The sequence below is a fragment of the Pectobacterium fontis genome, assembly GCF_000803215.1.
Classification (GTDB): domain Bacteria; phylum Pseudomonadota; class Gammaproteobacteria; order Enterobacterales; family Enterobacteriaceae; genus Pectobacterium; species Pectobacterium fontis.
Window position 1 is genome coordinate 50,568 of record NZ_JSXC01000004.1, and the last position, 23,543, is coordinate 74,110.

At 54.2% G+C, this 23,543-nt stretch carries 18 protein-coding genes; 5 read left to right on the forward strand and 13 right to left on the reverse strand.

Features of this window, described 5'->3' with window-relative positions; all coding sequences use genetic code 11:
- Positions 1-142 precede the first annotated feature (142 nt).
- Positions 143-1,060, forward strand: coding sequence for a DMT family transporter (locus tag OI69_RS02230; protein WP_039345555.1), 918 nt, complete (start codon positions 143-145; stop codon positions 1,058-1,060).
- Positions 1,061-1,141: 81 nt separating this feature from the next.
- Here the strand turns inward: OI69_RS02230 and accC are convergent, their stop codons facing one another.
- From accC to OI69_RS02260, 6 genes are all read right to left on the reverse strand, one after another.
- Positions 1,142-2,491, reverse strand: coding sequence for an acetyl-CoA carboxylase biotin carboxylase subunit (accC, locus tag OI69_RS02235; protein WP_039345558.1), 1,350 nt, complete (start codon positions 2,489-2,491; stop codon positions 1,142-1,144).
- Positions 2,492-2,501: 10 nt separating this feature from the next.
- A complete protein-coding gene (accB, locus tag OI69_RS02240) occupies positions 2,502-2,957 on the reverse strand; it encodes an acetyl-CoA carboxylase biotin carboxyl carrier protein (RefSeq protein ID WP_039345561.1) in 456 nt (151 codons plus the stop codon).
- A 239-nt stretch (positions 2,958-3,196) separates the two neighbouring features.
- Positions 3,197-4,246 carry an NAD(P)-dependent alcohol dehydrogenase gene (locus OI69_RS02245; protein WP_039345562.1) on the reverse strand — a complete coding sequence of 350 codons (1,050 nt, stop codon included), beginning with the start codon at positions 4,244-4,246 and terminating at the stop codon, positions 3,197-3,199.
- Between the two features lie 291 nt (positions 4,247-4,537).
- Positions 4,538-5,356, reverse strand: a complete 819-nt coding sequence (locus OI69_RS02250) for an ABC transporter ATP-binding protein (protein WP_080752588.1) — start codon at positions 5,354-5,356, stop codon at positions 4,538-4,540.
- Positions 5,353-6,117 (reverse strand): ABC transporter permease, encoded by a 765-nt coding sequence (locus OI69_RS02255; protein ID WP_039345565.1) that lies wholly within the window; start codon positions 6,115-6,117, stop codon positions 5,353-5,355. The genes OI69_RS02250 and OI69_RS02255 overlap by 4 nt, the downstream gene beginning before the upstream one ends.
- A gap of 15 nt (positions 6,118-6,132) precedes the next feature.
- On the reverse strand, positions 6,133-7,152 hold the full coding sequence (locus OI69_RS02260; RefSeq protein WP_039345568.1) for an ABC transporter substrate-binding protein: 1,020 nt from the start codon (positions 7,150-7,152) through the stop codon (positions 6,133-6,135).
- A gap of 326 nt (positions 7,153-7,478) precedes the next feature.
- Between OI69_RS02260 and OI69_RS02265 the strand changes: the two genes are divergently transcribed.
- Positions 7,479-9,137, forward strand: coding sequence for a DUF1963 domain-containing protein (locus tag OI69_RS02265; RefSeq protein ID WP_039345570.1), 1,659 nt, complete (start codon positions 7,479-7,481; stop codon positions 9,135-9,137).
- A gap of 81 nt (positions 9,138-9,218) precedes the next feature.
- Here the strand turns inward: OI69_RS02265 and acrD are convergent, their stop codons facing one another.
- Positions 9,219-12,329, reverse strand: coding sequence for a multidrug efflux RND transporter permease AcrD (gene acrD, locus OI69_RS02270; protein ID WP_039345573.1), 3,111 nt, complete (start codon positions 12,327-12,329; stop codon positions 9,219-9,221).
- A 306-nt stretch (positions 12,330-12,635) separates the two neighbouring features.
- Positions 12,636-13,403, reverse strand: coding sequence for a pimeloyl-ACP methyl ester esterase BioH (gene bioH, locus OI69_RS02275; RefSeq protein WP_039345577.1), 768 nt, complete (start codon positions 13,401-13,403; stop codon positions 12,636-12,638).
- Between the two features lie 45 nt (positions 13,404-13,448).
- Between bioH and gntX the strand changes: the two genes are divergently transcribed.
- Together gntX and nfuA are read left to right on the forward strand one after the other, a co-directional pair.
- Positions 13,449-14,150 (forward strand): DNA utilization protein GntX, encoded by a 702-nt coding sequence (gene gntX, locus OI69_RS02280; protein WP_039345580.1) that lies wholly within the window; start codon positions 13,449-13,451, stop codon positions 14,148-14,150.
- A 60-nt stretch (positions 14,151-14,210) separates the two neighbouring features.
- Entirely contained in the window at positions 14,211-14,786 is a 576-nt protein-coding gene (gene nfuA, locus OI69_RS02285; protein WP_039345583.1) for a Fe-S biogenesis protein NfuA, read from the forward strand.
- 83 nt (positions 14,787-14,869) lie between these two features.
- Here the strand turns inward: nfuA and malQ are convergent, their stop codons facing one another.
- From malQ to glpE, 5 genes are all read right to left on the reverse strand, one after another.
- Positions 14,870-16,954: a 4-alpha-glucanotransferase gene (gene malQ / locus OI69_RS02290; RefSeq protein ID WP_039345585.1), complete on the reverse strand. Its 2,085-nt coding sequence runs from the start codon at positions 16,952-16,954 to the stop codon at positions 14,870-14,872.
- A 12-nt stretch (positions 16,955-16,966) separates the two neighbouring features.
- Positions 16,967-19,483 carry a maltodextrin phosphorylase gene (gene malP / locus OI69_RS02295; RefSeq protein ID WP_039345588.1) on the reverse strand — a complete coding sequence of 839 codons (2,517 nt, stop codon included), beginning with the start codon at positions 19,481-19,483 and terminating at the stop codon, positions 16,967-16,969.
- A gap of 41 nt (positions 19,484-19,524) precedes the next feature.
- Positions 19,525-20,283 carry a DeoR/GlpR family transcriptional regulator gene (locus OI69_RS02300; protein WP_039345589.1) on the reverse strand — a complete coding sequence of 253 codons (759 nt, stop codon included), beginning with the start codon at positions 20,281-20,283 and terminating at the stop codon, positions 19,525-19,527.
- Between the two features lie 24 nt (positions 20,284-20,307).
- Positions 20,308-21,141 carry a rhomboid family intramembrane serine protease GlpG gene (glpG, locus tag OI69_RS02305; RefSeq protein ID WP_039345593.1) on the reverse strand — a complete coding sequence of 278 codons (834 nt, stop codon included), beginning with the start codon at positions 21,139-21,141 and terminating at the stop codon, positions 20,308-20,310.
- 66 nt (positions 21,142-21,207) lie between these two features.
- Complete coding sequence (gene glpE / locus OI69_RS02310; protein WP_039345597.1) at positions 21,208-21,531, reverse strand: thiosulfate sulfurtransferase GlpE; 324 nt, start codon at positions 21,529-21,531, stop codon at positions 21,208-21,210.
- 321 nt (positions 21,532-21,852) lie between these two features.
- Here glpE and glpD point away from each other — a divergent pair, with 321 nt between their 5' ends.
- Complete coding sequence (gene glpD / locus OI69_RS02315) at positions 21,853-23,355, forward strand: glycerol-3-phosphate dehydrogenase (protein WP_039345601.1); 1,503 nt, start codon at positions 21,853-21,855, stop codon at positions 23,353-23,355.
- Positions 23,356-23,543 lie beyond the last annotated feature (188 nt).

Genomic DNA, 23,543 nt, shown 5'->3' on the forward strand with positions numbered 1-23,543 from the left:
CAGATAGCACGCGCCAATACACCGTCACAGGAATAAGAAAAGGTTATTCAGACAGAGGAAAATTATCTTATCAGCGTACTTTCCGCGCGTTCTAAGGTGGAGTTTCATCACACCTGTATGTCGTAAAATCAAAGGTAAGATAATGAATGCCAAACTCGGGATGCTGCTGAAGATAATGTCGGCGCTGTGCGCAACATTAATGCTTGCCTGCGTCAAAGGGCTGAACGGCGCCATCCCCACCGGAGAAGTGATTTTTTTCCGTTCCTTCGTCGCGTTATTTCCCCTGCTGCTATGGTTAAAGCTACAGGGCAACGTAATGAAAAGCATCAAAACCCGAAATATTTTCGGCCATGTGATTCGCGGTTTTTCCGGCACCGGTGGTATGTATTTCAACTATCTGGCGCTGGTTTATATTTCGCTGGCCGATGCCACCGCGATCAGCTATGCCGCTCCGCTATTTACCGTGTTGATGGCAGCACTGCTGCTGAAAGAAAACGTCCGTTTTTCCCGCTGGCTGGCAGTGGTTGTCGGCTTTAGCGGCATCGTCATTATGCTGTCATCAAACCTGACGCTGGGCCACGCGTTACGCACATCGGGGCTAACGCTTGACGGCACGGCCTTAGGAGCCGTGTTTGCACTGCTGGCGGCGCTCTGTGCTGCAACGTCCAATGTGCAAATCCGCTTTCTAAACGGCATCGAGACACCCGGTGCTATCGTCTTCTATTTTTCGCTGATGACCACCTTGATTGGCCTGTCCACGGCGCTACTTGGCTGGGTGCGCCCAACGGGCTGGCAGTGGGCGTTGCTGATTGGCTGTGGTTTCTTTGGCGGTGTGGCGCAAATTCTGGTCACGCTCAGCCTGCGCTATGCCGATGCCTCGCTGCTCGCGCCGTTTGATTACACTACGCTGGTGTGGTCGATGGTGATTGGCTATCTGTTTCTCGACAGCCTGCCGGGCGATGCCACGCTGATTGGCGCTGCTATCGTAGCCATCTCTGGGATCTTCACCATCTGGTGCGATCAGCGCCAACGTAAAGGGCAAATCATGCGTTCATCATAACGTTACGGAGTTTGGTACCCCCCGGTATCTCGATTAAACGATCGACATTAGATACCGGAGGGGGAATTTTTCAGGCAGGGATTACTTCTCGTGTAGACCGAGTTTCTTTTCCAGATAGTGGATGTTGGTGCCGCCCTGTTGGAATTTCTCGTCGTTCATGATGCGTATTTGCAAACCCACGTTGGTTTTGATGCCATCAATGATCAGTTCCTGCAATGCATTGTTGATACGTGCCATCGCCACATCACGGTTCTCGCCAAAGCAAATCAGCTTGCCGATCATTGAGTCATAGTATGGCGGTACAGTGTAACCAGCGTAAATATGTGATTCCCAGCGCACGCCAAAACCGCCCGGCGCATGGAAACGGGTGATTTTACCCGGGCTAGGCAAAAAGGTGTGCGGGTCTTCGGCGTTGATACGGCACTCCACCGCATGGCCTTTCACCACCACGTCCTCCTGTTTGATCGACAGCGGCTGACCAGCAGCGATACGCAACTGTGCTTTGATCAAGTCTACGCCCGTGATCATTTCGGTAACCGGGTGTTCCACCTGAATACGGGTGTTCATTTCGATGAAATAGAACTCGCCATTTTCGAACAGGAACTCAAAGGTCCCTGCGCCACGGTAGCCGATATCGACACAAGCTTTGGCACAACGCTCACCGATGTCGCGACGCAGTTCCGGCGTAATGCCGGGCGCTGGCGCTTCTTCGACCACTTTCTGGTGGCGGCGCTGCATGGAACAGTCACGCTCGGCAAGATAGATGGCATTACCCAGGCCGTCTGACAGTACCTGAATCTCGATATGACGCGGATTCTCCAGGTATTTCTCCATGTACACCATGTCATTGTTGAACGCCGCTTTGGCTTCAGCTTTGGTCATGGCAATGGACTGCGCCAGCTCCGCATCACTGCGAACCACGCGCATACCGCGACCGCCGCCGCCACCGGACGCCTTGATGATCACCGGGTAGCCGATGCGTTTGGCATGCGCACGGTTAACGTCCATGTCATCACCCAGCGGGCCGTCGGAACCCGGAACAGTCGGTACGCCCGCTTTCTTCATCGCGGTAATCGCAGACACTTTATCGCCCATCAGGCGGATGGTGTCGGCTTTCGGGCCGATGAAAACAAAGCCGGACTCTTCAACCTGCTCGGCAAAGCTGGCGTTCTCGGAGAGGAAACCATAGCCAGGATGAATAGCCTCCGCACCGGTAATCTCAGCGGCGCTGATGATGGCAGGAATATTCAGATAACTGTTTACGGACGGTGCCGCGCCAATACAGACCGTTTCATCGGCCAGGAGGACGTGTTTTAAATCGCGATCCGCCGTGGAGTGTACCGCGACGGTCTTGATGCCCAGTTCTTTACAGGCACGAAGAATACGCAGAGCAATTTCGCCGCGGTTGGCGATGACAATTTTATCCAACATGTGCGCCTCGTTATTCGATGATGACCAGCGGCTCGTCAAACTCTACCGGCTGGCCGCTTTCGAGCAGAATGGCTTTCACCACGCCCGCTTTGTCGGCTTCAATCTGGTTCATCATTTTCATGGCTTCAACGATGCACAGAGTATCGCCAACGTTGACGTTCTGACCGATTTCACAGAACGCCTTCGCATCCGGGCTCGGGGTACGGTAGAAGGTTCCAACCATCGGGGAGCGCACAACGTGCCCCTTGATGGATGCAGTGGCTGGCTCTACTGCCACTGCGGCGGGTGCGATCGCGTTTGGCGGTGTCGATGGCGGCATAGCGGGCAACATATAGGCTTGTTGCACCGAAGGAACAGCGGCCTCGCGGCTAATACGTACCGACTCTTCGCCCTCAGAAATTTCCAGTTCGGAGATACCTGACGCGGCGACCAGTTCGATCAGCTTTTTGATTTTATCAATATCCATAGGGGTCTCTGGGGTTCTGTACTGAAACTAAACCGATTTACACGCCGCTAACGACGGCCTTTCAGGACGAGGCTCCGCGATAAACCGCGTATTGCCAACGCACAAGCAGCTTGAAGTATGACGGCTATAAAAGAGGTTATATCAAAGCACAATGATAAACGGGACATACATAGTTCAGGTGGGGGCATAACGAAATACGAAGGTTCCCACAGCACCAGATGCTGTGGGAAAAGTGCCTATCAGGCACTCAGCGTGGCGTTATCAATGACGAAACGGTATTTCACATCGCCTTTGAGCATCCGCTCATAGGCTTCATTGATTTCATCGGCGCGAATCAACTCAATATCAGAAACAATCCCGTGTTCGGCACAGAAATCCAGCATTTCCTGCGTTTCAGGAATGCCGCCAATCATCGATCCCGCCACGGTACGGCGTTTCATGATCAGGTTGAACACGTTGGGAGAAGGATGCGGTGATGCAGGCGCACCAACCAGCGTGAGCGCGCCATCTCGCTTCAGCAGCACTAAAAATGCATCCAGATCGTGCGGCGCAGCCACGGTGTTAAGGATTAAATCAAAACTGCCCGCATGTGCCGCCATTTCTTCTGCGTTGCGGGAAACAACCACGTCGTTCGCTCCCAGCGCTTTCGCGTCTGCACGCTTAGATTCAGACGTGGTGAATGCAACAACATGGGCACCCATCGCATGCGCCAGTTTGATCCCCATATGACCCAGCCCGCCGATGCCGACCACGCCGACCTTCTTGCCCGACCCCGCATTCCAGTGCCGTAGCGGTGAATAGGTGGTAATGCCCGCACACAGCAGCGGCGCAACGGCAGCCAACTCCGCCTCCGGGTGACGAACACGCAGCACATAGCGCTCATGCACGACGATGTGCTGAGAGTAGCCGCCGAGCGTCCAGCCGGGTTCATCTGCCGTCGGGCCGTTATAAGTGCCGACCATGCCATCACAGTAGTTTTCTAAGCCGTCATCGCACTCTTCGCAGTGCCGACAACTGTCTACAATGCAGCCGATACCCACCAGATCGCCCGTTTTAAAGGTGGAGACATGCGCCCCTACCGCTGATACCCGTCCGACAATTTCATGACCGGGTACGCAGGGAAACTGTGTGCCTGCCCATTCAGCACGCACCTGATGCAGATCTGAGTGACAGATACCGCAGTAGGCAATCTCAATCTGGACATCGTGGGCACCCGGCGCACGCCGGACGATCTGCAACGGTTCAAGCGGTTTATCGCCCGCGTGGGCACCATAGGCGTGTACAAGCATGGCTATTTCCTTTTCTGTTGAGAAACCGATTCGTGGGAGAGTCGATTGTGTTGAAAATAGATGGTGTTGAAAATAGATTGAGTAAGAAACAAACTATTTTCCCTCATTCCCCCAGCAAACAGGTATAGCATTTCCCCGGTTTTCTTGCCTGATCCTCCATTTTTTCATGTACACGCTATCGCCTTCGGAAGCTCGGCTTATCACTATCGGGCAGGAGTTGGCGCACGGGCAACGGCATGCACCCTACGGGGTTATGTAGGACTGCGTATTATCTGTTGTCACCCGTTAGCCCTACGCCGCCATTTCGCGTTTGAACACCTCCAGCGTGTGCGCCTTGACGCGAATGAACTCAGGATCGCTCATCGCCTCCGCCCCGCGTGGACGCGCTAACGTAAATGGCACAATCTCCGACACCGTGGTGGGCCGACGCGTCAGCAGCAAGATTTCATCCGCCAGAAACACCGCATCTTCTAAATCGTGTGACACGATGACCATCGTCACACCGGTCGCCAGTTGAACCTCTTGCAGCTTGTCGCGGATGAACAGCGTCATTTCAAAATCCAGCGCAGAGAACGGTTCATCCAGAAACATCACCTCTGGCCCCGTCGCCAGCGCCCGCATGATACAGACCGTCTGCTGCTGCCCGCCCGATAGCTCATACGGATAACGCTGAAGATCGAAGCGAATATCAAACATCGCGATCAATTCATCCATCCGCGTCTGCACGTCATGCTTGCTCATTCCGCTGCGCACCAACGGGTAAGCAATATTCTTCCAGGCGCTCATCCAGGGAAACAGCGCATCACGATAGTTTTGAAACACATAGCCAATGCGAGTTTCCGCCAGCGTTTTACCGTCAAACAGGATATCGCCGCTATCGACGGGGATCAGCCCGGCAATCATGTTCATCAGTGTCGATTTACCACAGCCGTTCGGCCCGAAAATCGACACGATCTTGCCGCGCGGCAAATCCAGATTCAGATCGGTATACAGCGGTTGCCCCGCAAACGACTTGTTCAACCCGCGAATGGTGACGTGGGTGTTCGGTGCCGGATACGGCGGCAGCGCGGTATCCGGTTTTTCCACTTGCGCTATGCTCGGTGTCATCATGCTTTGCCACTCCAGTGAACAATTCGTTTCTCTACCACTAAAAACAGTACGTTAAGCAGATATCCCAGCGCGCCCGTAATCAGAATAGAGGCGTACATATCCCGAATATTAAACACCTGCTGCGCATCAATAATGCGGTGCCCCAACCCGGTTTCCGAGCCAATAAACATCTCCGCGACGATGACGATCACCAATGCCATCGACACCCCCGTACGCAGGCCGACAAAGGTTTGTGCCAGACTTTCCAGCAGCATAATGTCTTTGAAAATATGCCAGCGGGAAATCCCCATCACCTGTGCCGCCATCAGACGGGTTTTCTTGGCATTCATCACGCCATAGGCGCTGTTGAACAGAATCACCAGCACGGCGGCAAAGGCCGAAATCGCAATCTTATTCGCGTCGGTTATCCCGAAAATCAGCAAAAATAGCGGGATCAGTGCCGACGATGGCGTAGAGCGGAAGAAGTCGATCAGAAACTCCAGACTGCGATAAATCTTTTCATTACTGCCCAGAATCACGCCCAACGGCACGCCAATCAGTGCGGCAAAACCAAAGGCGGCGAGCGTACGATATAGCGTCGCGCCAATATCCGTGCGCATGCTCGCATCCGCGAAGGAGTGGAACAGATAACCCAACGTATCGATCGGCGATGGCAATAAAATCGGATTCAGCCATTTCGCACTGACCGCCAACTGCCAAAAGAGAAACAGCAAAATCGGGCCGACAGCGGGCAGTAATTTAGACGTCCAATGCTGACGCATAATCGAGATCCTCCCTTAAGGCTGATAAATCAGGCTGCTGACATCCACCGGTTGACGGAAGATCTTTCTTTCAGTGAACACATCGTAAAACTTCTGGAACCACGCCAGATTGTCGCCGTTGAGTTCGTCATACATAACAAACCCCGGCAACGGCACCTCTTTGCTCAACTCGGCTTCAATGCTGGTGTAGCCGGTAATATGTTCACGCGCCGCTTCTGGATTTTGCTGAATAAACTGAACGGATTTGGCATACGCCTGTGTGAACGTTTTGGCCTCCGCCGCACGACTACTGATAAAACTGCTATTGAGTGCCGCCGCGCCACCAAACCACGGTGCATCGGGATTACCGAGCACATAGCGGGAGATCACCCCGGTTTCCAACGTACGTGACAACCCCTTTAATCGCCCCACTGTTCCCGTCGGTTCGAGTGTGTAGACGCCGTCAATCTGCCCGGCAGCCAGCGCAGCCACATGTTGTCCGACCGGTAATTCCGTCACGCGCAGTTCATCCGCCGTAAAACCGTTTTTCTCCAGAATGATTTTAGTCATCACCACATTCTGAATACCTGGCCCACAGGCAATACGTCTGCCTTTCAGTTCCGCGATACTTTTTACGTCGCTGTTTAACGGCACCAGAAACTCATCCAACACCATCTTGTGATTCGACGGGTTCGAACAAATAATCTTGAACAGACCGGGAGAGGTAATTTCCCCTAATCCCAATGCGCCCGTGGCGGTTCCGTTGGCGCAACCATGTATACGGCCTGTCATCATCCCTTCGACAATCTGCTGCGGGCTGGCGAATTTCACGGCTCTGACATTCAGTCCCGCCTCTTTGAAAAAGCCCCGTTCAACGCCCACATACAAGGGTAAACCGCCGACAATCGGCCAGTAACCGATACGAATTTCTTCCCCTTCTGCGGCGAAAGCGAATCCCGGCAGCACGCTGCTTAACGTCAACGCCCCCGCGCTAACGGCTGACCATTTCATAAGCTGCCGACGTTTATGATCAATCTTGTCATTGTTATTTTTCATTGTGTTTCCCCTTCAACGGTAAGCTAAAAAAAGCTGGCGATCACCAGCCTGAAAAGCCCGATCAGATCGAGTACCTGAGCCGCCGCATCTTGTACACAAGATGGTATATAAGACTAAGCACAGGCCGTGCCATGTTTATCCGCACCGTAAAAACCCGTTTATTTCGCTATTTTCACGACGTGATCGCACCAGAAGAAGGCAAGACGTTACAAAAATGCATTACGAGTGATGCAAAGCCCCTCATCTCCAGTCAATCGTTCTCATGCAAGAAGAGGAAAATATGGCATCATGAAAACGCGATCTCTTTTCTACGTTAGGAACGTGCTATGCCAACCATCTACACGGATGTTTTATCCATTGATTTCCCAGCGATCTTCACTTCTGTTGAGCCACACGGGCAAGGTATCATCGGCCAGTACGCTGCTGACGATAATATTGTGGTGGTGGATATTTATCCGATTGACCGGGAATTACTCCACCGAGTAGAAACCGGGCAAACCGATCGATACCGAACGTTTTGCGGCAAAATCTATGGGCCACTCACCTGGCTGGAAGAGAAAACATTATCCCTTGGCAATGATCACGCCATCCTGATGACGGCTGAGGGGATTTATGGTTACGCCTATATGTTTGCTTTCGTCCGGTTGACGGATACGGTTTGTCTTTTTTCCGGCGCATACTGTCCGATAGATAGCCAACACGATCACTTCATCGCCATAGAAACGGCGCTACGTAGCCTGCGCATTATCACCACTGAGCCAGACATGGCGTTCGACGCTCACCTTCATGCCCTGAAACCGCAAGAAAATACGGAACCCCCCGCAGTAAAAGAAAATGAGAGCAAAACCGTTCGGAAAAATGAGCGAACCGGCCTCTATCCCAATACGCCAACTGACCCCACGTTGCTCCCGTTTTTGGCAGAAAATTCATCACTACGCCAGCACCTTTTCCACGCGCGACTGGCGTCTGGTGTTCCTTCTCATATCACCCACGCCATCGCGGGTACGCTGCGTAGTAGCATCGATTTCTATCACGGAGCAGAAGATGACCAGAGTGTACTGGGTCACCATCGATTAGGCGGATTACCCGATTTGCCTGCTGATATGTCTTATCCCTGTACCAACGTCGACAAAGACACCTTGCTCAAAGATGAAGAATGCTGGCAAGAGGATGAGAATGAAGAAGGTATTTGTATTTTCCCCTGGGATGACCGCACACAGGCCTATCGTGTACCGTTGGAATTTATTGCACAGCTAGACTGCGCTGATTTAGCGCCGTTGCAAGAGTATCTGCCGCGTGAAGGCACCCTATTCTTCTTTTTGGAATGCGCCAGCAGCCCGTTGACCACCAGAGGAAAGGTGATTTACGTGCCGGATGTCGCCGCTTTATGCAGCGGCGCACGCTTTGCCGACCTTGCGTTCAATGACGAAAAGACACTAGGGCAGAAACCCGCGTTCAAACTGCATCCAAGAGCCAGCGTAGCCGTACCCAGTTTTTACGCGTTGAGACAAAATCCGCATCTTGAGGCAATGCTATGTTCACGGCTCAGTCCGGCGCAACAGGCAGAGTTGGATGATAAGGTCTACGACGATGCATTAAGTCACCTTGATTTTGCTGAATATTACGCCTGGCAGTTGAGACGATTGGGGGAATTTAATGTGTTGCCTGGTAGCCAGGCCACGGAAGAGCAACTCGTCTGGATGATGAAGCAGGACATGCTACCGTCAAACTTTCCACTTGATGCCCCCTTGCCCGAATACAGCGGTATTGCCCGAGTCAACGGCTGCGGTTTCAGCCAACATGAATTACCCGAATTACAGGCAGCCCAGACCTGTGGCGGTGAAGCACAGGACTGGCTGGTACTGTTTCAGGTCGATCTGGCTGGGCAATTTCAGTGGGATGATGGCAGGCTCAACTTCATCATTCATCGCACCGACCTTGCAGCACAACGCTTCGACCGGATATTCCTCGTCTGCGACTACTGAAAACCACGCGGGAGGTCGTAATACAGCGCTACCAATGTAGCGCTGTATTACGCTGGTTTACTGTGGCGCAGGCAGCCACTGTCATTCCTTCTCTTTTAGCGGAAAACGGCGACGTACGACGACGAAGAACAGCGGCACGAAAAAGACGGCGAGGAAGGTCGCCGTCAACATGCCGCCGATCACCCCCGTACCCACAGCATGTTGACTCGCCGAGCCTGCACCGCTGCTGGTCGCCATCGGCAGGACGCCGAAGACAAACGCCAATGACGTCATCAAGATCGGTCGCAGTCGCTGGCGGGACGCCTCCAGCGTGGCCTCAACCAGATCTTTGCCTTTCTGGTTCATCTCATTAGCGAATTCCACAATCAGAATGGCGTTTTTTGCCGATAGCCCGACCACCGTCAGTAGCCCAACCTGAAAATAGACATCGTTTTCCAAGCCACGCGCCCAGGTCGCCACCAGCGCACCCAACACGCCCATGGGCACCACCAGCATGACGGAAAACGGCACCGTCCAGCTTTCATAGAGCGCAGCCAGACACAAAAACACCACCAGTAGCGAAACCGCATACAGCGCGGGTGCCTGCGCGCCGCTCAGGCGCTCCTGCAACGACATGCCCGTCCACTGCACCCCAAACCCTTCCGGTAGCGTCGCCACCAGCGATTCCATCACCTTCATCGCCGTACCGGTACTGACGCCCGGCATCGCCTCACCGACAATATTCAGCGAGGAATAGCCGTTGTACCGCTCAAGGCGTGGCGATCCGGTTTCCCAAACGGTCTGCGCAAACGCGCTAAACGGCACCATGCCGCCACTGTTGTTGCGCACATACCATTTACCGATATCGTCCGGCAGCATACGGAACGTTGCCGCCGCCTGAACGTAGACGCGTTTAACCCGTCCACGATCGAGAAAATCATTAACATACGTTGAGCCCCAGGCAGTTCTCAGCGTGCTGTTAATGTCATCCACCGACACGCCCAGCGCCTGTGCTTTACGCTGATCGATGTAAATCCGTAGTTGCGCACTGTCATCCAGACCGTTGTGGCGCACGCGCGTCAGTTCAGGATTGCTGTCAGCCAGATTCAGCAGTTGCTCTCGCGCCGCCATCAGCGCATCGTGCCCTAATCCCGCCCGATCTTGTAACTGCATCTCGAAACCTGCCGCGCTTCCCAGCCCGTTAATCGACGGCGGGCTGCTGGCGAACACGCGCGCCTCCTTGATATCGCGAAAGGCTTTGGTCGCACGTTCGATAACGGCAAACGAACTGCGCTCCGGTGTGGTGCGCTCGTTCCAGTCTTTGAGACGCACAAACAGACGCGCCACGTTTTGTCCGTTTCCACCCGGCCCTGAGCCAATGGTGGAAAAGACCGACGTCACGGTGTCCTTTTCCTGCGTGAGGTAGTACTGCTCGATCCTGCTGACCACCTGTAAGGTCTGCTGCTGCGTTGAACCCGGCGGTAGCTGCACCTGTGTCGTGAATACGCCCCGATCTTCCTGCGGCAAGAACGAGGTCGGCAGCCGAAAAAACAGGAAGGCCATCACTCCGATGATGCCCATATACAGCAGCAGCCAGCGCCCGCTGCTGACCAATATCTTGCCGACGCCACGCTCATACTTCAGCGACGTCCGGGTAAAATGCCGGTTAAACCAGCCAAAAAAGCCTTTGCGACCGTGGTGTTGCCCCTTAGCAAGCGGCTTGAGCAACGTCGCACACAACGCGGGCGTCAGCGTCATCGCCACCAGCACCGACAAAATCATTGAGGTGACAATAGTGATAGAGAACTGACGGTAAATCGCTCCCGTGGTGCCACCAAAGAAAGCCATCGGTACAAACACGGCTGACAGCACCAGCGCAATCCCGACCAGCGCCCCCTGCACCTGCCCCATCGATTTACGCGTTGCCTCCCGTGGCGATAGCCCTTCTTCGCTCATCACCCGCTCGACGTTCTCCACCACCACAATAGCGTCGTCCACCAGCAAGCCGATTGCCAGCACCATCGCGAACATCGTCAGCGTATTCAGGCTAAAACCACAGGCGTACAGCACGGCAAACGTACCGAGCAACACCACCGGCACCGCAATTGTAGGAATCAGCGTGGCGCGGAAATTCTGCAAGAACAGGTACATCACCAGAAAGACCAGCAGCACCGCTTCAAATAGGGTTTTGACCACATCGGTGATAGAGGCTTTCACAAAAGGGGAGGTTTCGAAGGCGATTTTGGCTTCCAGCCCGTGTGGAAAGTACTGCGACAGTTCCTCAATACGTTCCCTGACACGCTTATCCGTTTCCAGCTCATTCGCACCAGACGCCAGCGTCACCCCCAAACCAGAAGCAGACTGACCGTTGAAACGACTGAGCAAATCGTAGCGTTCGGCACCAAGCTCGACTTCCGCGACATTGCCGAGCGTAACGGCAGAGCCATCCTGATTGACGCGCAGCGTGATATCACGGAACTGCTGTGGCGTCTGTAGCAACGATTGCGCGTTGATCGTCGCGTTCAGCGCCTGATTATCCACCGACGGTACGCCGCCGATCTGTCCTACCGAAACCTGACTGTTCTGCGATTCGATGGCACGAACCACGTCGCTGGTGGTCAGCGCATAATCCATCAGTTTGGCCGGATCCAGCCAGATGCGCATCGCATACTGCGATCCATAAGCAGAAACCTCGCCCACCCCGCTGATACGGCTAATCGGTTCCTGAATATTGGTCGCGACATAATCGGCAATATCCTGTTTGTCCATGCTGTTGTCGGTGGAGACAAATGCCACCATCAGGATATTGGTATCACCCGCTTTACTGACGGTGACGCCCTGCTGCTGCACTTCTTGCGGTAACCTGCGGGTGGCGGATTGAAGCTGGTTTTGCACCTGTTGACGGGCTTCATCGGGGTCAGTACCGGCCTCGAAGGTCAGCATAATTCGGGCTTGACCGGTATTGCTGCTGTCCGAAGACATATACATCAGGTTATCCAGCCCGGTCATGCTCTGCTCAATCACCTGTGTAACGGTATTTTCCAGCGTCTGCGCCGACGCGCCGGGGTAGCTCGCCGTGATCCGCACGCTGGGCGGTGCCAGATCGGGATACTGTTCCAGTGGCAATGACTTGATCGCCAGCATACCGCACAGGCTGAGAAGAATCGCCAACACCCACGCAAAAATAGGACGGTCGACAAAAAAATTCGCCATCGCTTCTACACTCCTCAGCCATATTTTAACGTAGCTGCTCCATGCGCAGCCCACTTATGATCAAGCGGAATAGCTTCACCAGCCCCAGAAAAAACCCTGCGCACAGGGTAATGCTGGTCACTTCAGCATGGATTTAGGGGGGAAACACGGTCATGAGGTTCCCATAGGGATGCCTCACACCGTGTTTCCCCCGGTATCTCGATCCTGAAATGACCGACATGATGTATATCGGGTGACAAATTACCTTAACCGCCGACATCAGCTAAATCGTGGAGAAATTGAGGAGAAAATGTAAATAATCGTCGGCTACCCCTGAGCGAATGCGATCACCAGCTCGGTAAAAACATCAGGGTGCGAAATAAACGGCGCGTGCGCAGCCTTTGGCATCACTACCGCGGTCGAATTCGCCCATTCGTCATCCAGCAATCCGGCAACGTTACGCGGCACCAGTCCGTCTAACGCACCATAGAGCCGCAGGAACGGCACGGTCAGATCGGCTAACGGCTGGCGCAAATCCGCTTCACGCAGAATGGCCAGCCCGCCGTTTAATACCTCAACGGACGGCATCGGCTGTTCCAGCACCACGTTTTTTAACAGCCGGGCATCCTGCCGTGCGCTGTCCGTTCCCAACGTTTGCAGCGCCAGAAACCGTTCGACCGTGCGCCGGAAATCCTCACTGAGTTGCTGCTGAAAGCCCTGTAATATGTCCGGCTTGATACCCGGCCAGCCGTCCTGCGCGCTGAAGCAAGGTGAGGACGCCACGGTAATCAGCTTTTCCACGCGCGCAGGCGCGCGCAGTGCAATCTGGCTAGCGACTAATCCGCCCAGTGACCACCCGAGCCAAACGGCGCGTTGTGGTGCCTGCGCCACGACCTTCTCCGCCATGTCACCCAGCGACATCGGCCCGAATCCCTGGCTTCTGCCATAGCCCGGCAGATCGACCAAGTGCAGACGAAAATGCGGCGCAAGTCGCGTAACAATGCTCTGCCATACCTGCGCATTCAGCCCCCATCCGTGCAGCAACACAAGATCCGTTTTCCCTGCACCTTCAGTCTGCCAATACAACACCGCCATCCGTTATCTTCCTTACTCAGGGAAAAACATTTTTAGGGAAAGAATATGTTAACTATCGCCGCCCGCTGCTGGCTATGTTTATTACCGCTTCATCGCAGCCAGCAGGGAATTTGCTCATACTGTCAACGTCATTTACCTCGTTTACCAACCTGCTGCCCGCGCTGTGGTTTGCCCACGAGTGAGGCAACGCGCCAGTGCGGGCGCTGCCTGCAAAATCCGCCGCCCTGGCAATCCATGACGTTTCTCAGCGATTACGTGCCACCGTTCAATACGCTGCTTAAGCATTTCAAGTTTCACGGCAAAACCGAGCTGGCAGCGGTACTCGCCCGACAGTTGCTGCTACGCTGGCAAATGGCCTACCGCGAGCGGAAACTCAGCGGGCACATTCCTCTATTTCGCCCTGAACGCCTGTTCACCGTTCCCCTGCACCGCAACCGCCAGTGGCATCGTGGCTTCAATCAAACTGAGCTGATCGCCCGCCCTCTCGCCCGCTGGTTAACCTGTGCTTACGATCCCCGTGAATTGCAGCGCACGCGGCGCACGCCGCTACAGCAAACGCTCAGCGCCAGCGCACGGCGGCACAATCTGCGGGGCGCATTTTCGTGTGATGTCACGCTGGCTGGGCAACAGGTGGTGTTACTGGACGATGTCGTCACGACGGGCAGTACCGCCGCCGAAATCAGCAGGCTGCTACTGGCTCAAGGCGCGGCGGGCGTTCAGGTCTGGTGTTTGTGCCGCACCTTGTAGTTAAGGGGACGATGGGCGTATTATAACCGATAAGTGCAGTCAACTATCGAGCTTACTATTATGATCCGTATTACCGATGCTGCTCAGGAGCATTTCCTGAAACTGTTGGCAAAACAGGAAGAAGGCACACAGATCCGCGTATTTGTTATCAATCCAGGTACGCCAAACGCCGAGTGCGGTGTCTCTTATTGCCCGCCGGATGCGGTAGAAGCCAGCGATACCGTACTGAAATTTGAAAAGATTTCCGCGTATGTGGATGAACTCAGCGCACCTTATCTGGAAGACGCCGAGATCGACTTCGTGACCGACCAATTAGGTTCTCAGCTCACGCTGAAAGCCCCGAATGCCAAAATGCGTAAAGTGGACGACAGCGCGCCGCTGATGGAGCGCGTTGAGTATGTTCTGCAATCGCAGATCAATCCCCAATTGGCTGGGCACGGCGGCCGCGTGACGCTGATGGAAATTACCGATGACGGTCTGGCAATTCTGCAATTCGGCGGCGGCTGTAACGGTTGTTCAATGGTCGACGTCACGCTGAAAGAAGGGATCGAGAAAGAGCTGCTGGAAAAATTCCCTGATCTGAAAGGCGTGCGAGACCTCACCGAACACCAGCGCGGCGAACACTCCTACTATTAATAAGTTTCCGGCCTCTGATTTCCCCCACTGATTGATTCAGCCTCATCTTCCCCACTCGGGGAGGATGAGTGTTTACGCGTTTTTTACACTTTCTGTATTTTCATCGGCACGCCGCGACGTAAATCGACATCCCGCACCAGTCGTTCAAGGCAGCGATCGGTGAAGATCGACTCCAGCGGACGCGTCAGTTTACGTCGCCAGTTGGGGTATTCACGATCGGTGCCCGGCACATTCACTGGCGTGGCCATATCCAGCCAGTCTTCCAGTTGGAACCCAACCAGCGCGCTCGCACTGTCTGCCACATAGCGGTGAACGCCACGGCTCAGCGGTGCGCCCATCGTTGTCAGCGTCGCGTTGCGCCCCACGCGCTGCGGCAAAAGCCCATAATGGTGTAGTGCGTTGAGCAATCCCTGTTTCGCTTTCTCACGCTGCTGCATCTGCTCTTGCAACAGGGCCTCCGTCGGATACAGCCCCAACTCCCGCCCCAGCGATAAATCCACAGTCTGCCAGTAACCACGCAGCGTCGGGAGATCGTGCGTAGTAATGGTTGCCATCGCCTGACGCGGATACGCTTCCGGTGCGCGAAAGTGGTTCTTCTCATCCTTTTCAAAGAACAGCACTTTGTAGGAATAAATACCGTAGTCATGCAGTTTGCTGACAATTTCCGGCGGCACCGTCCCTAAATCTTCGCCGATAATCAGGCAGCGGTGACGCTGGCTTTCCAGAGACAATACGGCCAGCAAATCGTCGACCGGATAATGCACGTAAGCCCCGCTGCTCGCCGATTCAGTCTTGGGGACCCACCATAAACGCAGGAGCGCCATAACATGATCGAGTCGCAACGCACCACAGTGCGCCATGTTGCTACGCAGTACGTCAATAAAAGGTTGATAGCCGCGCTGTTGCATCATGATGGGGTTCATCGGGGCAAGTTGCCAGTCTTGCCCCTGCGGGCCGAGCGGATCCGGCGGGGCGCCGATAGAGGCATCGAGGCAATAGAGCTGCCGTTCATCCCAGGTTTCCGCCCCCCCCAGTGCGACACCGACGGCCAAATCACGATACAGACCGAGCGGCAAACCAAGCTGTTTACTGTGCGCATAGCAATCTGCAAGTTGCTCATACGCCACCCATTGCAGCCAGCTATAGAAGGTAATCTCATCACTGTTTTCACGGCGAAATGCTTTTACGGTTTCACTGTGTACATCATGATAGCTGGCAGGCCACTGACGCCAATCCGCATAGTTCTCACCCTGTTCTTTCAGGTAAGCCTGCAACGCATCAAACGTCGCCTGAAGTTGCAGGCTCTGGCCACCGCTGACGACAAACTGACGAAAGGCGCTAATGCGCGGATCCAACACGCTACGGGTGGTAAAATAGCGGAAAGCCAGCCGTAAGGCGGCCAGCTTAAGCTGCGTCACCGGCTCGTAATCGACCCAGCGCCCCGCCCGCAGTGAAGTAATCGCATGTTGTGTTTCCTCGCGCTGCCACCACGCCTGCGCTTCCTCACTTTGCTGGAAATCATCGATACGATTAACGTCAATATAAATAATATTCAGCCAGTGTCGGGATGAAGGGCTGTAAGGGCTCGCGGCGTCTGCCTGCGCGGGATACAACGAATGCAGCGGATTCAGCCCCACGAAGGCACCGCCGCGCCGGGCAACCTGCTCCACCAATTGGCGTAAGTCGCCAAAATCCCCGATCCCCCAGTTGTTCTGCGAGCGCAAGGTGTAAAGCTGTACGGTAACGCCCCACCAGCGTTTTCCCTGCTGCAAGGCTTCAGGTTCATAGCAACGATGCGGGGCAACAATAATCCGGCAACTCCAACGCTGGTCGGCCTGCGTTAGGGTCAGGTAGTGGTAGCCCAACGGCAGCACGCCCGGCAGAGTCAGCGTTGAACCGCCCGTTATCTGTCCTTGAATTTGACCACCGTTTTCATACATCAGCGTCCAGAGGAATTCACCGTGACCAGCAAGCTCGATAACCGCATCCCGGCCTTGTAAAAAGACACAAACAGGCGGCAAGGGCATATTGCCGCTATCAGAAACCTCCATCATTGCCTGAATCTGATTTCTGATTGCAACCGCAACAATGTGCTCTTTGCCATAGGCATCGGTATAGCTTTCTGCAATGCCGGTCTGCTGGTTTGCCTGTTTATCCACCTTGAACACCCTCTCCTTTTCCTAACGATGCGCTTGCCAAATGCGCGTCTGATAATCCTGAATCGCCCGGTCGGAGCTGAACATCCCCATTCTGGCGGTATTCAACACACAGCGGCGCGTCCATTCATCTGGCTCACGATAAAGCGCATCCACACGCTGTTGCACCTCGCAGTACGGTGCAAAATCGGCCATTAACATATAGGGATCGCCCAGTTTCAGCAGGCTATCTAACAGGGGGGTAAACGCGTCTTTATCCCCCTGACTGAAGGCGCCGCTCGCTAACTCGTTCAGTATTTCCCGCAACAGCGGCGTCACAGCAAGGTAGTCAGACGGCTTATACCCCTGAGCTTGCAACGCTTTTACCTGTTCCACGGTGTGACCAAAAATGAACAGATTGTCTTCACCCACCTGCTGCGCCATTTCTACATTCGCCCCGTCCAGCGTACCAACGGTCAATGCGCCGTTCAGCGCCAGCTTCATGTTGCCCGTGCCAGAAGCTTCTTTACCTGCCGTTGAAATCTGCTCAGAGATATCCGCAGCAGGAATCATCCGTTCAGCCAGCGATACGCGATAGTCCGGCGGGAAGATCACCTTCAGGCGATCGTTAACACGACGATCCTGATTAATGACCCCAGCGACCCGATTAATGGCATAAATGATGTTTTTCGCTAAAACATAGCCCGGCGCCGCTTTGGCACCGAACAAAAAGACGTGCGGCACTATATCCAGATGCGGATTGTCACGCAATTGACGATATAGCGCGAGAATATGAAGCAGATTCAAATGCTGGCGTTTGTATTCATGCAATCGCTTGATTTGCACATCAAACAGCGCCTGCGGATCGACCACCATGTCGTACTGCTGGCGGAGATAGGTTGCCAGTTGCACTTTATTATCGGCCTTGATTTGCCGATAGCGTTCACGAAATCCGGCATCGTCAGCATAAGGCTCCAGCCCTTGCAACGCGGGCAAATCATTCACCCACGGCGTGCGCAGCGTGTCGTCAATCAACGCAGACAGCGCCGGGTTACACTGCTTCAGCCAGCGGCGTGGTGTAATGCCGTTGGTGACGTTATGAAACTTGGTTGGCCACAGTTGATGATATTCGGGGAACAGATCCTTCACCACCAGTTCCGAGTGCAGCGCCGCCACGCCGTTGACCGCAAAGCAACTGACGACGCACAGGTTTGCCATACGGATCTGACGCTGGTGGCGGATGGCGAGCTTCGCCCATATCAGCCGATCGCCGGGCCATTTTTCTTCGACCTGCGCCTTAAACTGCGTATCAATTTGCCGGACGATCGACAAATGGCGAGGCAGCAGGCGGCCAAACAGCCGCTCATCCCAGCGCTCAAGCGCTTCTGGCATCAGCGTATGGTTGGTATAGGCAAAGGTGCGTCCGGTTATCGACCAGGCTTCATCCCACGACAATTGGTGTTCATCTAGCAGCAGACGCATCAATTCAGGGATCGCCAGCGTCGGGTGAGTATCGTTAAGCTGAATGACCTCATAGTCTGGCAACGTGGACAATGCGCGCCCCGCCTTAAGATGGCGACGCAGAATATCGGCAACGGAACAGGCACAGTGAAAATACTGCTGCATCAGGCGCAGACGTTTGCCCGCCACATGATTATCATTCGGGTACAGCACGCTGGTCAGGCTGGCGGCGGAAATCCCCGCCTGAGACGCGCGCAGATAGTGGCCGTCATTGAATAAGGTTAAATCAAACGGATCGCGATGTGTCGCACGCCACAGGCGCAAAGGCTGAGTTGCACCGTTGTGGTAGCCAATCACGGGCAAATCACAGGCTTCCCCTCTGAAAATAGTATCCGGCAACCAGCGCAGGCTCCCGTCCGTCTGAGGTTGCAGACGACCGCCAAACCCGACATCCACCGCCAGCTCGGTACGGGGTAAAAACCACGGATAGCTATCACGCTGCCAGTCATCCGCCGTTTCCTGCTGCTTTTCCTCGGCAAAATGCTGACGAAACAGACCATATTGATAATTAAGGCCATACCCCGTTGCAGGCTGCCCCACCGTCGCCATCGAATCCAGAAAGCAGGACGCCAGCCGCCCTAATCCGCCATTCCCCAACCCCGGATCGGTTTCCTGCTCCAGAATATCGCTCAGATTCAGCCCCTGCTCCGCCAGCGCGGCAGCAACCTTGTCATACCACCCCAGATTCAACAGGTTGTTCCCCGTCAGACGACCGGGCAAGAACTCCATTGACAGGTAATTCACATGGCGCTGAGGCGTATTGGCGGTGGCAGGAGAAGCCGTATGCATGAGCAGTTGTTCCGCCAGCGCGAGGCTGACGGCGCGCCAGCGCTGCACTGGCGTCATCGCATTAAGCGCCTCCACGCCAGCAAGCCGCGGTTGGCGGAGCAGCGCAGCGGCAAACTGTGACGCATCAAAGGCGAATGCTGGGGGAGTAGAAGAAACAGGCTGCGTTAACGTATCGGGCTTTTTTGCCACCGCAGAATGTGTTGGCGATCCTGGTATTTTTGCTGAATCAGACTTATTTGAAGAACCTGACATTGTGCCCCCTCCTTTGTCCGTCATGGAAAAGGCACATCGGCTCAGCACAACTCCAACTGTACCTTATGTTGTTCAATGATTTTCAGTACGCTGGGTGGTGGTGACTGATCGGTAAAAAGATAGTCGATCAAATCCATGTTGCCCAAATTCACCATCGCATTACGCCCAAACTTGGAATGATCCGTCACCAGCATGACGCAGCGAGAATTTTCAATAATCGCCCGTTTCGTGCGCACTTCATGGTAATCAAACTCCAGTAATGACCCATCCATGTCAATACCGCTGATGCCCAAAATGCCGAAATCCAGACGGAACTGGGAGATAAAATCCAGCGTCGCCTCGCCCATGATGCCACCATCGCGGGTACGCACCTCGCCACCGGCCAAAATCAGGCGAAAATCCTCTTTTGCCGTCAGCAGCGTTGCCACGTTCAGGTTGTTGGTGACCACGCGCAAATCCTTATGCTGCATCAACGCATAAGCCACCGCTTCAGGCGTCGTGCCGATATCAATAAACAAGGTCGCACCGTCTGGAATCTGGCTCGCCACCCGCCGGGCAATACGCGCTTTTTCATCCGACCACATCATTTTACGGTCATGGTAGGCCGTATTTACTGAACTGGACGGCAAGGCCGCACCGCCGTGGTGGCGATGGATTTTATTCTGTTCGGCCAAATCGTTCAGATCGCGACGGATGGTCTGTGGGCTCACCGCAAAATGCTCCACCAACTCTTCAGTACTGACATATCCCTGCCGACGCACCAGTTCAATAATGGCGTCATGCCGTTGTGTCTGCTTCACATTTATCCCCTAAGACGCCCCGATTCACCGGGGGTTTGTTTTATTATACGTGTCCCAAAAGGCCATCAATAGCCCGACAACCAGCCCAGCCACATGCGCCGCATTCGCGATCGACATGCCTAAAATATCGAAATATCCGGCAACCAGCCACAGTAAAGCGAAGGCCATCAGGCTACGCGGCATAGATAAATAGCCGTCAGGTTCTCTTTCCCCTCGCAGCCAGACATAGCCCATCAGGGCATAAACCACGCCGGACAAGCCACCAAAATAGGTGCTGCTGAACCACGACTGCGCCCAGCCGCTGACCAGCGCAGAAACCAGCGTGATGACCAGCAGTTTGCCGGTTCCCAACACTTTTTCAACCGGCCCCCCCAGATACCACCACCACATCAGATTGAACAAAAGATGTAACAGGGAAAAGTGCAACAAAGCATGACTGAACCAACGCCACAACTGTAGTTGCTGCCCTTCCGCCGGAAACGCCAGCCACGTCATCACGCTTTCATAGCCTGAAATTTGCATCAGGATGAACACCGCAATCGTGACGACCATCACCGATAGCGTCAGCGGCCCTGCCTTTTGTTTCAGCGTTTGCAGGTAAGAATAGCGTTGGTATTGAATACCGGCATCCACCGTTCCCGTTTGCCAACTGGCTGCCAGATAGCGCGGATTTGTCGGGTCACGCAGAAAAATCTCCAGCGCTTCCTGAACCGTCTTCAACTGGGTTTCATCCTCCAGCCACAGTTCTGCTTCATGCCCCTGGGGCCGCATTTCCAGATGAACCTGCTGCGTGCGCATGTAATCAACAAATGCCTGAGCCAGACGTGGGTTAGAGAGAGTAATAACGCGAATCATCATAGCGGGGAGCGCCAGTGAGTGAGTTGAGTAAGGAACATGATAATCAAAACGCTAATCGTCATGCGTTCAGGCTTGCGCCTGCGTATCTTGCGGGTAGCGGGTTTGCCAGGCTTCAAAGCCGCCATCGATGCTGTACACCGAATCGAAACCCAGGCTAATCAGATACTGTGCAGCATTGCGGCTGCTAATGCCGTGGTAGCAAATCACCATGACTGGCGCTTCTAAATCGGCTCCGCGCACAAAATCAGACAACGTTTCGTTCGTCAGGTGCGCCGCGCCGGGAACATGGGCTGCGGCGAAGCTCTGTGGATCGCGAATATCAACCACAACGTCCCCTTCCTGCCAGCGGGCATGAGCTTGTTCAATACTAATAGCTTCAAATTGTTCCATCGAAAGTGACAACCTTGTTAATAATGGACTGAGTGTTAGTAACAACTGGCGTCATTGTAACCCGCCTTCAGCGGCATAAAACCTATATGATTATAAGGTTATTTATAAAAACAGCGATTCACTCAATGTGAAGCATGACGACAAAATCGCACCATTCCGCCCCAATAACCCTTAAATTAATGTGACAATCATCATCATATTGTTAGCTTCGTCACGCATAAATGTTTTTATTTGGTTAACCCTTGGCTGATTTGTTTGTTTTCGATTATTATAATGCTCGAAAACGAACATTTTGATTTATTCGAGGGTGGAGGAAGAAACGTGAAAACCAAAGATCTCATCGTTATCGGCGGCGGAATTAACGGTGCAGGCATCGCCGCAGATGCGGCTGGGCGAGGGCTATCAGTCCTGTTGTTGGAAGCACAGGATCTCGCCTGTGCCACGTCCTCCGCCAGCTCCAAGCTGATTCACGGCGGCCTGCGTTACCTTGAGCACTATGAGTTTCGTTTGGTCAGCGAAGCGCTGTCTGAGCGTGAAACGCTGCTAAAAATGGCACCGCACATTATTTTCCCTATGCGCTTTCGTTTGCCTCATCAGCCGCACCTGCGTCCGGCCTGGATGATTCGCATCGGCCTGTTCATGTACGACAACATTGGCAAACGCGTTAGCCTGCCTGCCAGTAAGGGATTAAAATTCGGTGCAGATTCCGTGCTAAAGCCTGAGCTGAAGCAAGGTTTTGAATATTCTGACTGCTGGGTGGACGATGCGCGTCTGGTGGTATTAAACGCGCAGGAAGTCATCAAACGTGGCGGCGATGTCCGTACTCGCACCAAGGTCACCCGCGCTCGCCGTGAACAAGGCGTGTGGATTGTGGACGCGGTTGATTCACTGACCGGTGAAACCTTTACCTGGCGCGCTAAAGGTCTGGTGAACGCGACCGGCCCGTGGGTGAAAGAATTCTTTGATGACGGCCTGCAATTGAAATCGCCTTACGGCATCCGTTTGATCAAGGGCAGCCACATCGTGGTGCCGAAAGTCCATAACCAGCCGCAGGCCTATATTCTGCAAAACAAAGATCACCGTATCGTGTTCGTGATCCCGTGGCAGGACGACTATTCGATCATCGGCACCACCGACGTCGAATATAAAGGTAATCCGCACGATGTGAAGATCGACGATAACGAAGTCGGCTACCTGCTGGATGTGTATAACGACCATTTCAAACAGCAACTTACGCGTGACGATATCGTCTGGACTTACTCTGGCGTGCGCCCACTGTGCGATGACGAGTCCGATTCTCCACAGGCGATTACCCGCGATTACACGCTGTCAGTCGATGATGATCACGGTCAGGCTCCACTGCTTTCCGTGTTTGGCGGCAAGCTGACAACATACCGTAAGCTGGCAGAACACGCGCTGGATAAGCTACACAAATACTACCCGCAAGCGGGTAAAGCCTGGACGAAAGGTGCCGTACTGCCGGGTGGCGATATTGCTGGCACGCGTGATGACTACGCCGCCGCACTGCGTCGCCGCTTCAATCTGCCTGAGTCACTGACGCGTCGTTACAGCCGCACGTACGGTTCAAACAGCGAACTGATTCTGAACAACGTGAAAGGAATCAGCGATCTGGGTGAAGATTTCGGTCATGACCTGTATGAAGTGGAACTGCGCTATCTGGTCGAAAAAGAGTGGGCGGTCATGCTGGATGACGTCATCTGGCGCCGGACTAAACTGGGCATGCGCTTCGATGACGCGCAGAAACAACGCATCAGCGACTGGTTAGCCAGCAACCGCCAACAGCAACTGGCAAAAGCCGTTTAATCGTCTCCATTTTAACGTCTCGATCGGGTATCCCGATCGAGACGCTTGGTAATCCCCTCACTGTTTCCCCTTTGCCTGCGAGCCGCAAATTGTGCAAGCATCCCTATCAGGTATAGCATCCGAAAATTTCCGCGGCGACGCGGCACGCCTTACAAAGGCGACGGGTAATTACCCTATCGCCTCTTATG